Origin of the sequence: Nocardia sp. CA-129566, from assembly GCF_050956075.1 — a bacterium.
Lineage (GTDB): Bacteria > Actinomycetota > Actinomycetes > Mycobacteriales > Mycobacteriaceae > Nocardia.
On record NZ_CP192085.1, the window covers coordinates 7335252 to 7348363 of the forward strand.

14 protein-coding genes are annotated in these 13112 nt (G+C 66.4%); 3 read left to right on the plus strand and 11 right to left on the minus strand.

Annotation, left to right across the window (positions count from 1 at the left end):
- Positions 1-49: 49 nt before the first annotated feature.
- The 3 genes from ligD to lexA all read right to left on the minus strand — a co-directional run bounded on the left by ligD (position 50) and on the right by lexA (position 2561).
- Positions 50-997: a non-homologous end-joining DNA ligase gene (gene ligD / locus ACQP0C_RS32470; protein ID WP_433726200.1), complete on the minus strand. Its 948-nt coding sequence runs from the start codon at positions 995-997 to the stop codon at positions 50-52.
- Between the two features lie 295 nt (positions 998-1292).
- Complete coding sequence (locus ACQP0C_RS32475) at positions 1293-1784, minus strand: FBP domain-containing protein (protein ID WP_433726201.1); 492 nt, start codon at positions 1782-1784, stop codon at positions 1293-1295.
- 114 nt (positions 1785-1898) lie between these two features.
- Positions 1899-2561 (minus strand): transcriptional repressor LexA, encoded by a 663-nt coding sequence (lexA, locus tag ACQP0C_RS32480; RefSeq protein ID WP_433726203.1) that lies wholly within the window; start codon positions 2559-2561, stop codon positions 1899-1901.
- Between the two features lie 151 nt (positions 2562-2712).
- Here lexA and ACQP0C_RS32485 point away from each other — a divergent pair, with 151 nt between their 5' ends.
- The 3 genes from ACQP0C_RS32485 (at position 2713) to thrS (ending at position 6443) form a co-directional block, all read left to right on the plus strand.
- Positions 2713-3471, plus strand: a complete 759-nt coding sequence (locus tag ACQP0C_RS32485) for an SDR family oxidoreductase (RefSeq protein WP_433726205.1) — start codon at positions 2713-2715, stop codon at positions 3469-3471.
- Between the two features lie 198 nt (positions 3472-3669).
- Positions 3670-4974: an IS4 family transposase gene (locus tag ACQP0C_RS32490; protein WP_433726207.1), complete on the plus strand. Its 1305-nt coding sequence runs from the start codon at positions 3670-3672 to the stop codon at positions 4972-4974.
- 245 nt (positions 4975-5219) lie between these two features.
- Positions 5220-6443, plus strand: coding sequence for a threonine--tRNA ligase (gene thrS / locus ACQP0C_RS32495; RefSeq protein WP_433726209.1), 1224 nt, complete (start codon positions 5220-5222; stop codon positions 6441-6443).
- Positions 6444-6503: 60 nt separating this feature from the next.
- On the opposite strand, the gene ACQP0C_RS32500 is transcribed toward thrS, so the two are convergent.
- From ACQP0C_RS32500 to ACQP0C_RS32535, 8 genes are all read right to left on the minus strand, one after another.
- On the minus strand, positions 6504-6947 hold the full coding sequence (locus ACQP0C_RS32500) for an HIT family protein (protein WP_433726211.1): 444 nt from the start codon (positions 6945-6947) through the stop codon (positions 6504-6506).
- A 395-nt stretch (positions 6948-7342) separates the two neighbouring features.
- Positions 7343-8185 (minus strand): DegV family protein, encoded by an 843-nt coding sequence (locus ACQP0C_RS32505; RefSeq protein ID WP_433726213.1) that lies wholly within the window; start codon positions 8183-8185, stop codon positions 7343-7345.
- Positions 8186-8189: 4 nt separating this feature from the next.
- Entirely contained in the window at positions 8190-8924 is a 735-nt protein-coding gene (gene octT / locus ACQP0C_RS32510) for a diglucosylglycerate octanoyltransferase (protein WP_433734719.1), read from the minus strand.
- Between the two features lie 487 nt (positions 8925-9411).
- Positions 9412-10071 (minus strand): histidine phosphatase family protein, encoded by a 660-nt coding sequence (locus tag ACQP0C_RS32515; protein WP_433726215.1) that lies wholly within the window; start codon positions 10069-10071, stop codon positions 9412-9414.
- Entirely contained in the window at positions 10064-10501 is a 438-nt protein-coding gene (gene rsfS / locus ACQP0C_RS32520) for a ribosome silencing factor (RefSeq protein WP_433726217.1), read from the minus strand. The genes ACQP0C_RS32515 and rsfS overlap by 8 nt, the downstream gene beginning before the upstream one ends.
- Complete coding sequence (gene nadD, locus ACQP0C_RS32525) at positions 10502-11143, minus strand: nicotinate-nucleotide adenylyltransferase (RefSeq protein WP_433726219.1); 642 nt, start codon at positions 11141-11143, stop codon at positions 10502-10504. It abuts the gene before it with no gap.
- Positions 11144-11191: 48 nt separating this feature from the next.
- On the minus strand, positions 11192-11872 hold the full coding sequence (locus ACQP0C_RS32530; protein ID WP_433726221.1) for an RsiV family protein: 681 nt from the start codon (positions 11870-11872) through the stop codon (positions 11192-11194).
- Positions 11873-11937: 65 nt separating this feature from the next.
- On the minus strand, positions 11938-12717 hold the full coding sequence (locus ACQP0C_RS32535; RefSeq protein ID WP_433726223.1) for an RsiV family protein: 780 nt from the start codon (positions 12715-12717) through the stop codon (positions 11938-11940).
- Positions 12718-13112: the final 395 nt, after the last annotated feature.

Here is a 13112-nt window from a genome sequence, read left to right on the forward strand (position 1 = left end):
GTGCGGCTCGGCGCTGTCGGCAAGCCGATGACGTCGCGGTCGCGTCCCGCTAATCGAATGGCGCCTTGACTTCGTTCGGCGATTTGTCCGGGCGCAGCCCGCGCCAGGAGGGGTGGCGGAGGCGGCCGTCGCCGGTCCATTCGGTGAAAGTCACTTCGCCGACGAGTTCGGGGGTGACCCAGATCGCGTCCTTGATGTCGGCGGAGACCGTGGGGGTATTGCGTTGTAGCGGTTGAAGTTTCGACTGTAGGTCGGTGAGGGTCGCTTGGGTGAAGCCGGTGCCGACATTACCGATATAGACGAGATTTCCGGTGTTGTCGTTGACCGCCATCAGGAGTGAGCCGATACTGCCCGCGCGCCTGCCGGTTCCGGGGCGCCAGCCGACGATGACGACTTCCTGGTCGCGGACATTCTTGACCTTGGTCCACAGTGGGCTGCGCCGACCGGGGAGGTAGGGGCTGTCGCTGCGTTTGCACAGAATGCCTTCGAGCCCGAGGCGTTTCGATTCGGCGAGGATATCGGCGCCGGCGCCGTCCAAGCGCGGCGGAACCTGCCAGTGCGGGCCGCGCAGGCCGAGTTGTTCGAGCAGTTGGCGGCGCTGCTGGTAGGGCAGGTCGATCAGGGAGCGGTCGCCGATGTGGAGCAGGTCGAAGATCAGATACGTCGCGGGGATCGTGCGCCGCAGTGCGCGGATCGCGGCGGGATTGCGCTGATGCATCCGTGGCTGTAGCGCCTCGAAGGAGGTCCGGCCGTCGGCGGTGAAAGCGACGATCTCGCCGTCGACGACGAATCTCGGACTTGCCGGTGCGAGGTCCACGAGTTCGGGCCAGGCCGCGGTGATGTCCTTATCGTTGCGCGAGACCAGCCGCAGGTCGTCGTCGATATAACCGATGGCGCGAATGCCGTCGAACTTGACCTCATAGGCCCATCGGTCATCGTCGCCGGGGAGGGCGCCTGCCATCGCCAGCATCGCCGCGTAATGCGGCAGCCGTGTCACACCCGCCTCGTCGCCATCGCCGATCCCCTCGCGAACTGGAACGCTGCTGACAGTTAGCCAGATAATACCGACTGGTCTGGCGGGTTCGGCGGCGCGGGATCGGCTACGCAGCGGGGATTCCGCTCCGGATGAGGTGGCCCGGCCGGTGTCCGGGCCGTCTCAACCGGAGCGCAATCCTGAGCACCCCGAGTTCTGGTGCGGTGTCGCGGAACTCGGGGTGCGATAGTGCGCGGGTTGTCGAGTGTCGGCGCATGGCATCTACCTCCGTTTCTCGAGGCGTCCGGATGCGAACGGACTAGCTGAAGAGCCTGGTGACGAAGGCGGTCATATTGTCGCGGACCCGCTCGATCTTCGTCTCCTCGGTAATGAGATCTTCCCGGTACCGGTTGCCGAGTGCGGGCGTTCGCTTACCGCGCGCGTAGAGCGAGCAGGCGAGATCGGTGCACATATAGGTACCGATCGAATTGCCTCGACGCCCGGATTCGCCCGCCTTGTGCGCGGTCATCAGCGAGACGCCGTGGCCGGTGTGCGTGGTCAGGCAGATCGCGCACATCTGGGTCCGGCCGGATCCGCCCGTCTCGTAGCGCAGCGCGACCCCGATGAGGCGATCGTCCTGCGGCACAGCGAGATAGCCACGGCCGGGCAGCGAGGGATCGCTCCAGCCGAGGAAGTCCAGGTCATCCCATGGTTGTGCGTCCAACTCCCTGGGCATGGGTAACTTCTTGGCGGTCGTCTTGGAACAGTTGACGAACGACGACCTGATGTCGCGTTCGGTGACGGCTTTCATAGGGCATCGACTCCTTCGGTTGATCGGTGGACAAACCGAAGCGACGCTACAGCTGGTCGTTAGCTCGGACAACGGATTTTCGAGCCACCGCCACCGCACACCGCGTCGCCGAGCTCACACCCGGCGCATCACCGAGACCACCTTTCCCAGGACCACGGCCGCATCACCATCGATGACGTCGTAGGCCGGATTGCGCGGCTCCAGATACACGTGCCCGTTGCGGCGGCGATACACCTTGACCGTCGCCTCACCATCGATCATCGCGGCGACGATGTCACCCGAATGCGCCTCGTGTTGTTTGCGGATCACCACCAGATCGCCGTCACAGATCGCGGCGTCGATCATCGAATCGCCGCGCACGCGCAGGCCGAAAACCGTTCCGCGCCCGACGAGTTCGCGCGGCAGCGTCATCATATCGTCGGCGTGCTCCTCGGCGAGGATGGGTGTGCCCGCCGCGATATCGCCGACGACCGGCACCGGCACCGAATCCTCGCGCTGCTCCCGCGGCGCGGACGCCCGCAGGAACATGCGCACGTCGATCGGCCGCGACATGGTCTCGCTGCGCCGCAGAAATCCCCTGTCCTCCAGGGACTTCAGATGTTTGGAGACCGATGACGAGGAGCGCAGCCCGACGGCGTCGCCGATTTCCCGGGTGTTCGGCGCGTACCCGTAGCGCACCACCCAGTCCCGAATCGTGGCGAGAATCCGCTGCTGGCGCGGCGGCAGTGTCGAAGTGTCGAGGTGCTCGAAGGCATCGAGGTCGTCGTATCCGGTCACCCGGGGAATCGTAGAGGTAAGCACGGACAATTCGTGCACGCACACCGGCTGGTACCTGCGTGTTCTCCGGTTCTGTCACACCATGCCCCTGGACATCGTCATACCTACGAAGACCTACCGACGGGTCCGCACTACCGAGCTTGGAGGAACCATGACGACCATCCTGTTGACCGGCGGTACCGGCACACTGGGCCGCCACGTCACCCCGCTGCTGGTCGATGCCGGTTTCAAGATTCGGTTGCTCAGCCGCACCGCCCACGAATCGACCGACGGCATCGAATACGTGACCGGTGACCTGCTGCAGGGCACGGGCGTCGAGGCGGCGGTCGACGGCGTGGAGGTCATCGTGCACCTGGCGGGCGGCCCCAAGGACGATGATGTGGCGACCCAGCACCTGGTCGACGCCGCGGCAAAGGCGGGGGTGCGACACCTTGTCTACATCGGCGTGATCGGCGCCGACAAGCTGCCGATCGGCTATTTCAAGGCCAAACTCGCCGCCGAACAGGCCATTATCGAATCGGGCGTACCGTTCACCATCCTGCGCGCGGCCCAGTTCCACGACCTCGCGCTGAAGACCGCGCGGGCCATGGCGAAGAGCCCGATCGTCCCGGCTCCCGGCGGCATCGACTGGCAGCCGGTCGATTCGCGGGAGGTCGCGGCCCGGCTGGTGGAACTGACGCGCGGCGCACCGGCGGGGCGGGTGCCCGATCTGGTCGGGCCGACGGTGTACTCGATGGCCGAGCTGATCCGCGGCTATCTGCAGGCCGAGGGGAAGCGGCGGATTTTCCTGCCGGTTCGGGTGCCGGGCAAGGTCGGACGCGCGTACCGGGCCAAGGAGAATCTGACCATCGACGGTGCGACGGTCGGCAAGCTCACCTGGGAGAACTTCCTCGCGCAGCAGGTCGGCTAGCCGCAATGCCGCTCACATAGGCCGGTGACCTGGCTGTCAAGTCGTGGTGGTGAGTGAGCAGGGGGTGCGAATTCGGTTGCGGTGCTGGGTGTCGTGAGATGAAAACAGCGGAACTCTAGTAGAGAAGGTTCGTCGGCCAAGACAATCCTTCAAGCTGGAGTTCCGCTGTCTGCTCAGTGTGTCATCAAACGTGAATCAGTGGTAGCCACAGGGGCTTTCGCACCCGGTCACCTGGGAGAACTGACCCGGATCATCCCGTTCGAGATGGTCGACGCGGTGCTGGAGTCGACCCGGGCGGTGCAGGCCAGGGTCCGGGCACTGCCGTCGCGGGTGGTGGTGTATCTGCTGCTGGCCGCAGTGTTGTTCGCCGAGCTCGGCTACGAGCAGGTGTGGGCGCGGATGACCGCGGGCCTGGCCGGTGTGCCGGTCGCCGATCCAGTGTCCTCGGCGTTGTCCCAAGCCCGCCGCCGGATCGGCATCGCACCGCTGCGTGCGTTGTTCGACCTGATCAAGGGCCCCGCAGCGGGTGCGGCCCGGTGGCGGGGCCTGCTGGTGTGCGCGATCGACGGCACCTCGATGTTCACCCCCGACAGCCCGGCCAACGTGGCCGCCTACGGTCACGCCGGCGGCGGCAACGGCCCGTCCGGGTATCCGATGCTGCGGCTGCTGGCCGTGGTCGCCTGCGGCACCCGCACCGTGATCGACGCCGTGTTCGGGACGCCCAGCGTCGGCGAGATCACCTACGCACCACCCCTGCTGGGCTGCCTGGGCAACGACATGCTGCTACTGGCCGACCGCAACTTCGCCGCCGCGGACCTCATCGGCGCCGTCGCGGGCACCGGAGCCGATCTGCTGTTCCGCTGCCGCAACAACCGGAAACTCCCCGTGACCGGCCGCTGCGGCGACAACTCGTGGCTCACGCGGATCGGCACCACCACCGTCCGCGTGATCGCGGCGACCATCCTCGTCCACCAATCCGGCGGCCCTGCCCGCACAGAACGCTACCTGCTGATCACCACGTTGACCGACCACAAGCGTTACCCCGCACCCGAATTGGTGTCTTTGTATCACCAGCGATGGGAGATCGAAACCTCCTACCTGGAACTGAAATCCACCATCCTCGGTGGACGAGTACTGCGAGCCCGCACTCCCGACGGCATCGCCCAAGAGATCTACGCCCTGCTCGTCACCTACCAAGCCCTGCGCATCGCCATCACCGATGCCACCGTCACCACCGGCACCACCGCCGACCGAGCCAGCTTCAGCATCGCTCTCAACACCGCCCGCGACCAGCTCATACTCGCAGCCGGAATCATCGCAGGCACCACCATCGACCTCATCGGCACGATCGGCCACGCTGTGCTCGACCACCTCCTGCCCGCCCGCCGCCAGCGAACATGCCCCCGCATCGTCAAACGCGCAATCTCCAAACACCGCGCCAAAGGCAACATCGACCGAAACAGCTACAAGATCACGATCAACATCACGATCAACAGCGGTTGACGACAGCCCAACCGGCCTATGTGAGCGGCATTGCGGCTAGCCGACCTCGGGCACGGCAGCGCACAGGACAATCGGCGAGCCGACGCCACCGCGAATCTGCTACGGTGGCGACCATGAAGCGCGCTGCTGTGACGACGACGCCGGAGATTGTCCCGGCGCGCTGACTGTTGTCTGATCGAAGCCCCGGGGCGAGTGCCCCGGGGCTTCGTCTTGTGGTCACTCGCCCGCTGTCCGCGAGGAGATCCATGTACGACCATCGCAAACTCGGCCGCGAGCTCGGCCTGTTCGATACCGACCCACTGATCGGATCCGGGCTGCCGTATTGGCTGCCCGACGGCGCCACCCTGCGCCACACCCTGGAGGAATACATCCGCGGCGCGGAACGGCGGGCCGGATACCGGCACGTGTACTCACCGCTGCTCGGGAAGCGGGAGCTCTACGAAATATCCGGGCACTGGTCGCATTACCGCGATGACATGTTCCCGCCGATGGAGCTGGGCGGCGAGCAGGTGGTGCTGCGGCCGAGCCTGTGCCCGCACCATGCGGTGATGTTCCGCGCCCGCTCGCACAGCTACCGCGAATTACCTTTGCGCATGGCCGAATTGGGTGGCATGTACCGCTGCGAGCTCTCCGGTGTACTCGGCGGACTCACCAGGGTCCGCGCGATCCAGCTCAATGACGCGCATATCTTCTGCACCGTGGACCAGGTCGCCGACGAGGTCGCGGGCGCACTGGAGCTGATCCGGCGGGCCCATGCGGCGCTGGGCATAATGCCGACCCGCTACCGGCTCTCATTGCCCGGACCGGGTGGGAAATATGTTGCGGCCCCGGAGCTTTGGCGGCGTTCGTGCGCCATGCTGACCGAGGTCCTCGAGCGCTCCGGTCTGCCCTACGATCCCGCCGAGGATGAAGCCGCGTTCTACGGTCCCAAGATCGATATCCAGTTCACCGACAATGCCGGTCGCGAATTCACCCTGTCCACCGTGCAGGTCGACTTCCACCAACCGGAGCAGTTCGACCTGCACTACGTCGGCGCCGACGGTGCCGAACACCGCCCGGTCATGGTGCACCGCAGCATCATCGGCAGCATCGAGCGCGCCGTCGCGCATCTGATCGAGGAGCACGGCGGTGCATTCCCGGCCTGGCTGGCCCCGACCCAGCTGGTAATGCTGCCGGTCTCGGCGGCCGAGGTCGCGCACGCCGAGGCACTGGTCCGACGCTGTCTCGAGCTGGGGCTGCGCGCCGAGATCGCCGATCCCGAACTCGGCAGTCTCGGCGCGCGCATCCGCCAGGCCCGATTGGTCCCGTACCAGGTCGTCATCGGTCCGAAGGAGCTCGCCAATGACCGTGTCGCGGTGCGCCTTCGGGACGGACGTCGCCTCGAACCGCTACCCGTCGACGAATTCCTTTCCTCCGTAACCGAACTCATCGACGCACACAGCACCGACCTGTGGTCGAGTCCGGAGTGAGGCCAGCCGGATCGCATCCGCCCGGCCGAGTTCCGAATCGCGTCCGGTCGATCCGCGTCGTCAATGCTCGGTGACGAAGTGGATCGCCAGCCGATCACAGAGCTCGCCGAGTGCGCTGGCATCGATTGGTGCGTCCGGCCACGCATCGGCATTGGTCCACGGCACCGACTCCGGGGTGCCGTGCGGGCGCGCGAAGACGTGCTGATGGAAGTGCGCGACGCTGAGCCCGGTAATCGCGGAGAAGACGAATTCCGGTGCCAGCTCGGCATGTAACGCGTGCGCGGCGCGGTGGGCGGCCCAGCCCACCGCCCGTGCCTCGGCATCGGTCAGGGTCGACAATGTCGGCGCGTGTCGCCGCGTCTCCACGAAGAGATAGCCGGGTACCGGCGTCCCTTCGGTGAGCGGTCGGTGTGTCACCAGTACCAGGTCGTCCGCGTAGATCACCGGGCCGACCAGCGCGCCGATCCCCCGATGCTTATCGCAGATCGGGCAATCGCTCCCCACCCTGTCACCATAGTCGCGCACCGCCTCGATATCGAAGGTCGACCACCTGACTCGACATCGCCGAGAGCCCCTGCGGCACTTGGTGATATCTCGCTGATGCGGTCGGGTCGAGCGCGGCCGCCGCGCGGCCCCGCCACACATCGTGGTTCGTGGCATCGGCGATGGGTTCAGCGCCGGACCGCCGCGTCCTGATGCTCCCATTCGAGCGATGCGACGGTCAGCGAAAGATTGATCGGAGTTGCGGAACGGGTCATGCCGCGACGTTAGTCACCTCGGCTGCTGACCAAAGGGGTTGCGATCAGCCAGAAATTATTACGCCTACCAGGCCACTCGACCGGAAGATACGACACACGCACGCATGCTGGACCGTAGCCGCATCTACTCGAAGGGCAAAATCAGGCGCAGCCGCCGGGGACGACCAGCACGCCGACGGCACCAACACCCAAGTGCACGCCGAGGGCGGGGCCGAATTCGGCGATGATCATTTCACCGATGCCGGGAACCAGCACGCGCAGCTGAGCGGCAACCGTATGCGCAGCGTCCTCGGCACCGAGATGCTGGACGGCGACGGCGGCACCGTCACTACCCGCCGCATCCACCGCCGCCGCGACCAGTTTGGCGTAGGCCTTGGACCGGGTGCGGACCTTCTCGCGCAGTTCCAGGCGGCCCTCGACGATCTGCAGCAGCGGTTTGCTCACCAGTTCGCTGCCGAAAAAGGCGGCGGCGCTGCTCAATCGGCCGCCGCGGCGCAATTGTTCGGTGCGATTGACCAGGATGAATGTGCGCGATCGGCTCGCCGCGCCGACAGCGGTCCGGTAAACGTCGTCCAATGCCGCGCCGCTGTGCGCCCGGCGGGCGGCCGCGAGCACCGGCAGCCCGGTGGCCAGGCCCGCGCCGAGCGAATCGACCAGCCGGACCCGATCGGCGGCATCCATATCGCGCACCGCCTGGCGACCGGCCTCCCAGGTGCCGGAGAGCTGGCGCGAAAGATGTACCGCGACAACACCATCCCCGTTGCTGCGGGCGAGTGCCTGCTCGTAGACCGCGCGCAGCTCACCGGGCGAGGCCGCCGAGGTCGTCACGGTATCGGAGCCGTAGTCGATATCAATGGCGTCGACGCCTTCGCGAATGGTGCGGTCGCCGACCAGAACATGCAGCGGGACAACGGCAATGCCCAACTCATCGACGAGTTCGGCGGGAAGGCTGGCGGACGAATCGGTGACGACCACGACGGCCACGGGACTACCGAACCTCCTGCAGGGTCTTCACCATCGAATTCGCGACCGCGGTATGCCCGTCCCAGCCCCAGTGGATGCCATCCGGATTCGCCTCGCCGGAGAAGATATTGTCGCGCACCGCTTCCGCGAGATCGACCAGCGGCACCGAGGTCCGCGCCGACCAGGCGCGCAGCGCCTGCACCGCACGATCGCGGCCGCTGTGCACACGTCCGTAGGCGGCGCAGTCGTGCACCGACGGCAGCACCGCGACCACGGGCAGATCGGGACGCAGCTGTGCCAGCGCCTCCCGCGACTGCTCCAGGTAGTCCACGCTCACCTTCGGCGGCAGGGCCACGGGGCGACCGAGTTTCGACAGTTTCGGCTGCAGCCAGTTGTAGGTCGCGCGGACTCCGCGGCGCAGCACGGGCGGGCGCACATACCGGATCAGCTCGCGCAGCGCGGTCGGCAGCGGCGAGGGCAACGTATCCATCCCGCCGACCGCGAAAACCACCGCGCCGGCGCGCGGCACCGCGGCCCACACCCGGGGATCACCGATCAGGGCCCAGTACGCGTCGCGACAGGTCCAGCCGATCCGGCCGATCAACTCGACATCCCAATCGAGTTCGGCGCCAACCAGATTGGGCCAGATCCTCGGATGGTCCGCGGGTAGGCCGCCCTTCGGACCGAAGTAGGACAGTGAATCCGCGATCACCAGCAGCACCGGCCGATCCGTCGGCTGCGGCTCATCGGTCGAGGCCACCGCGGCGGCCGAAACCTCGTCATCGACAACCGATTCATCGGAATCGGCCGGACCGAGCGCGGATCCGACGCCGACGGCTTCGGGCGCCGCGGCATCCGCTGTGGCGGAAACAAACTCGTCCGCCGGGGTCGTCGCCACAGCATCGGCCACGGACTCGGCGGTCGATGCGGCAGCATCGACGGTGAGAGTCGCGGACTCGGTCGCATCGGATACTGCCGCAACACCTTCGGGCGGTTCGCCCGCTGGTTCAGCCGGCTCGGCTCCGCTTCCGGACTCGGCCGCAGGCGCGGCGGGCTCGTCGTTGTCCTCACCGGATTCGGCGGCAACCGGTTCATCACCTTCGGATTCGGACGTCGCCGACTCGGCCAACACTTCCGGTTCGACCTGCTTCACCGGAGGAGGTCCGAATAGCGCATCCGGAATCGCCCGTTCGGGCTTCGCCGAAACCCGACGGAACAATTCGTCCGGTACCTGCCGGATCGGTTCTTCAGAGGACATCCGGGGCCACCTTCGCCGCTGCGTTCCACACATCCAGGCGCCAACCGGGCTGATCAATGCTCGGGCCGTGACTGCTCAGCTGCACCCAACTGGTGTTGGCCAGCCCCCCAAGGGCAGGCCAATTCCGCGGCGGCAGGTCGAGCAGCGCGGCCGTGAGGGCGGCGATCAGCCCGCCGTGCGCCACCAGGATGATAGTCCGGCCGGGCCAATCCTGCCGATCGGCGAATAGTTCCCGGACAACCGGCAGCGAACGCGCGCCCACCTCGAGCTTGCTCTCCCCGTTCGGCGGGGTGTAGGCCGCGTCCAACCGCCAGGCCACCCGCGCACCCGGATAATCGGCGTCGACCTCCAGGTGGGTCAGCCCCTCCCAGTCGCCGAGATTCGTTTCGCGCAGCCGCGCATCCGGGACCACGGGGAGATCGGTGTGATCGGCCAGCGCCGATGCGGTATCGAAGGCGCGCCGCAGATCGGAGGAGACGAGGGCGATCGCATTGCGTGAAACCAGTTCGCGCGCGGCCTCTTTCGCCTGGCGACGGCCGAGTTCGGTGAGATCGGTGTCGATCTGACCCTGCATTCGATCGGCGGCATTCCATTCGGTCTGCCCGTGCCGCAACAGGATCAGCGTGCGGACCCCGGCATACTTACTCACTCGCGGACGTCCCCGTTTCGCTGTTCACCGCCGCGGCGTCATCCGCGTGCTCGAAAACCTCACTCCCGGCTGCGATCCCCGGCACCGGCACCGCCGGGCAGTCCTTCCAGAGCCGCTCCAGCGCATAGAAATTGCGCTCGTCATTGTGCTGGATGTGCACCACGACGTCGACGTAATCCAGCAGCGCCCAGCGGCCCTCGCGGGTGCCCTCGCGCCGGACCGGCTTATGCCCCGCCTCGCGCAATTTCTCCTCGACATTGTCGACGATGGCATTGACCTGACGCTCATTCGGCGCGGAGGCGATCACGAAGCAGTCGGTGATCACCAACTGCTCGGACACGTCGAGCACCACGACGTCGGAGGCCAGCTTCTCGTCCGCCGCGCGCGCGGCGACCTGCGCCATCTCCACCGACTCGACAGATGCGCTCAATTATTTACCTTCCACTCCCACCGGCACATATAGATGCCGCTTCGATATGTACTGCACGACGCCGTCGGGCACGAGGTACCACACCGGCCGATTCTCGGCGGCGCGGCGACGGCATTCACTCGATGAGATCGCCAACGCCGGGATCTCGATCATGGTCACCGCGTCGACCGGCAGGTCACGCAGATGCGCCTCGAGATGATCGGTGTTCAGCTCATACCCCGGTCGACTCACCCCGACGAATTTCGCCAGTTCGAACAACTCCGCCCAATCCTGCCACGTCAGGATGTTGGCGAGTGCGTCAGCTCCGGTGATGAAGTACAGCTCGGCATCGGGATGCTTGGCGCGCATCTCGCGCAGGGTATCGACGGTGTAGGTGACCTTGCCCCGGTCGATATCGGCTCGGCTGACCGAGAATCGGGGGTTCGACGCGGTCGCGATCACGGTCATCAGGTAGCGATCCTCGGCCGGGCTGACCTGTTTATCGGCCTTCTGCCACGGCTGTCCGGTTGGGACGAAGATCACTTCGTCCAGTTCGAAGCGGTTCGCGACCTCGCTGGCGGCGACGAGGTGGCCGTGGTGGATGGGGTCGAAAGTGCCACCCATCACCCCCAGCTTGCGTCGGCGCCGACCGTTCTCCTGCATGAGTGCCGAGCTTAACCGGTCGGTTCGCCCCGCCCCGGGGTCGGACCATCAACTGCTGACAACCGCCCGCAGACCCGGCTTCAGCGTCCGGTCGAGTTCGGACCACGGGATCGTGATGTCGATATAGCCGAGCGCGTGCGATGCGATCTCCCCGAGGTAGACGCGCAGACCGTCGGGCATGGCCAGCCAGTCCTTGAAGTTCTCCACCGTCGGCTCGATGCGCTGCTTGTCGTAGGAGTTCGGGCCGACCCGCGTCTTCGGAATCTGCACCGCCGCCTGCGCCGACAGCACGTCGAGGCCCTTTTGCACATCGGTGAACAGCTCGGGCAGGGTCAGCGCCTTACCGGTGTCGATATTCGTCACATGGGTCCGTTTGAAGGTGATCGGATGAAGATAGCCGTCGCTGACCTCGATGCCGAGCACGCCGCTGAGGACATGGCGGCCGATATGGGCGACCTCGCTTTTGAACCCCTTCACCTGCTGCTTCTCCGCCGCGTTCCGCAGGAACGGATCGACCTCGGCGCGCATGCCCTCATTGAAATCGGTGCGCGCATCGTCGCTGCCACCCGCCACCTGTGGCAGGTCGACGGAGTACCAGGGGCCCTCGAACCGAACCGAGGTCGCGGTGAAGGCCGGTGCCGCCGACGAGTCGGCCCGATCGCTGGACCCGCAGGCCATGAGCACCGCGAACAGGACGCTGATCAGGACAGCGGCAGCGGTCTTCTTCATTTCGCCTCCCCGAATGGCTCGCGTGCGTGCCCGAGAAGGTACCACCGCAAGCTGTGCCGAGAGCGTCAGCTGCCGACCACCGCGCGCATCCCCGGCTTCAGCACGCCGTCGAGTGCGGACCACGGCACGGTGATATCGATATTGCCCGCGGCGTGCGAGGCGATTTCACCGAGATAGATCTTCATGCCCTCGGACGTGGCGACCCAGGTCTGGAAGTGCTCGGCCACGGGGGTGAGCTGGCTCTTGCTATAGCCCGCCGCCCTCGGGTTCTGCTCGACCAGGGTTTGCGCCTGCGTCGAGAGCACATTCAGGCCCTGCTGGAGATCGGCGAATAGATCGGACAGGGTGATCGCCGTGCCGGTGTCGACATTGGTGACGTGCGCGGAGTCGAAGCTGTTCGGATGCGCGGCGCCCGCGCTGTACATGATGGTGACCAGATGTCCGCTGAGCACATGCGCGCCGATGTGCACGACCTGGCTGTCGGTACCACCGGTGACCGAATCGCCCGGATGGGTGATGCGGTCGATCCACTCCTGCGCCCCGGCCCGCATCCCCTGGTTGAATTCGGCTCTCGCGTCGGCCTTTCCACCGCTCACCTGGGGCACGTCGATTTTGTACCCATCGCCCTCGAGGTGCAGGGAGGTCGCGGTGAAGGCCGCCGTTTCATCGGCGCGCGGCGATCCGGCGACCGATGTCGCCGTTGCGGTCGACGCTGCTCCCGCCGCGGACGGGGTCGCGGTAATCGACGACGATCCACCCCCGGTCGTCATCGAATCGTCCGGCCCGCAGGCCGTGAGTACTGCGGCGCTCGCCAGCGCACCGATAACAGCGGCGGTCTTGTTCATCCGGAACTCCGAATCCCCATCACACCGAGGCGATCTCGGTGTCCCCCACAACAATGCCGATGCCGCCTAACAGTTTTCTTATCGTCGGCAAACGCCCCGACGGGCAAGCCAGCAGGCGGCACCGTCAGCGTCATTCCCGTGCATGCCGCGTAGGTCGGCGGCAATCGCAGATCAACGTCGTTACCCGCTGTGGGCCGCGAATTCGGACGCACTGAACGCCTCCTCGGCATCACCGTCGTGCAGCGCATTCAATCAGCAGACAGACAAACGGGGCATGCGCGGCGAACGAGCGCCATTTCGGCGGCGGATACGGCTGGGATTCGGCCCACCTCGTCGCGCCGCAGTTATCTGGCCGATTCGATGGCCGGCACGCTGCTCCTGTCGTCGCGGCTTAT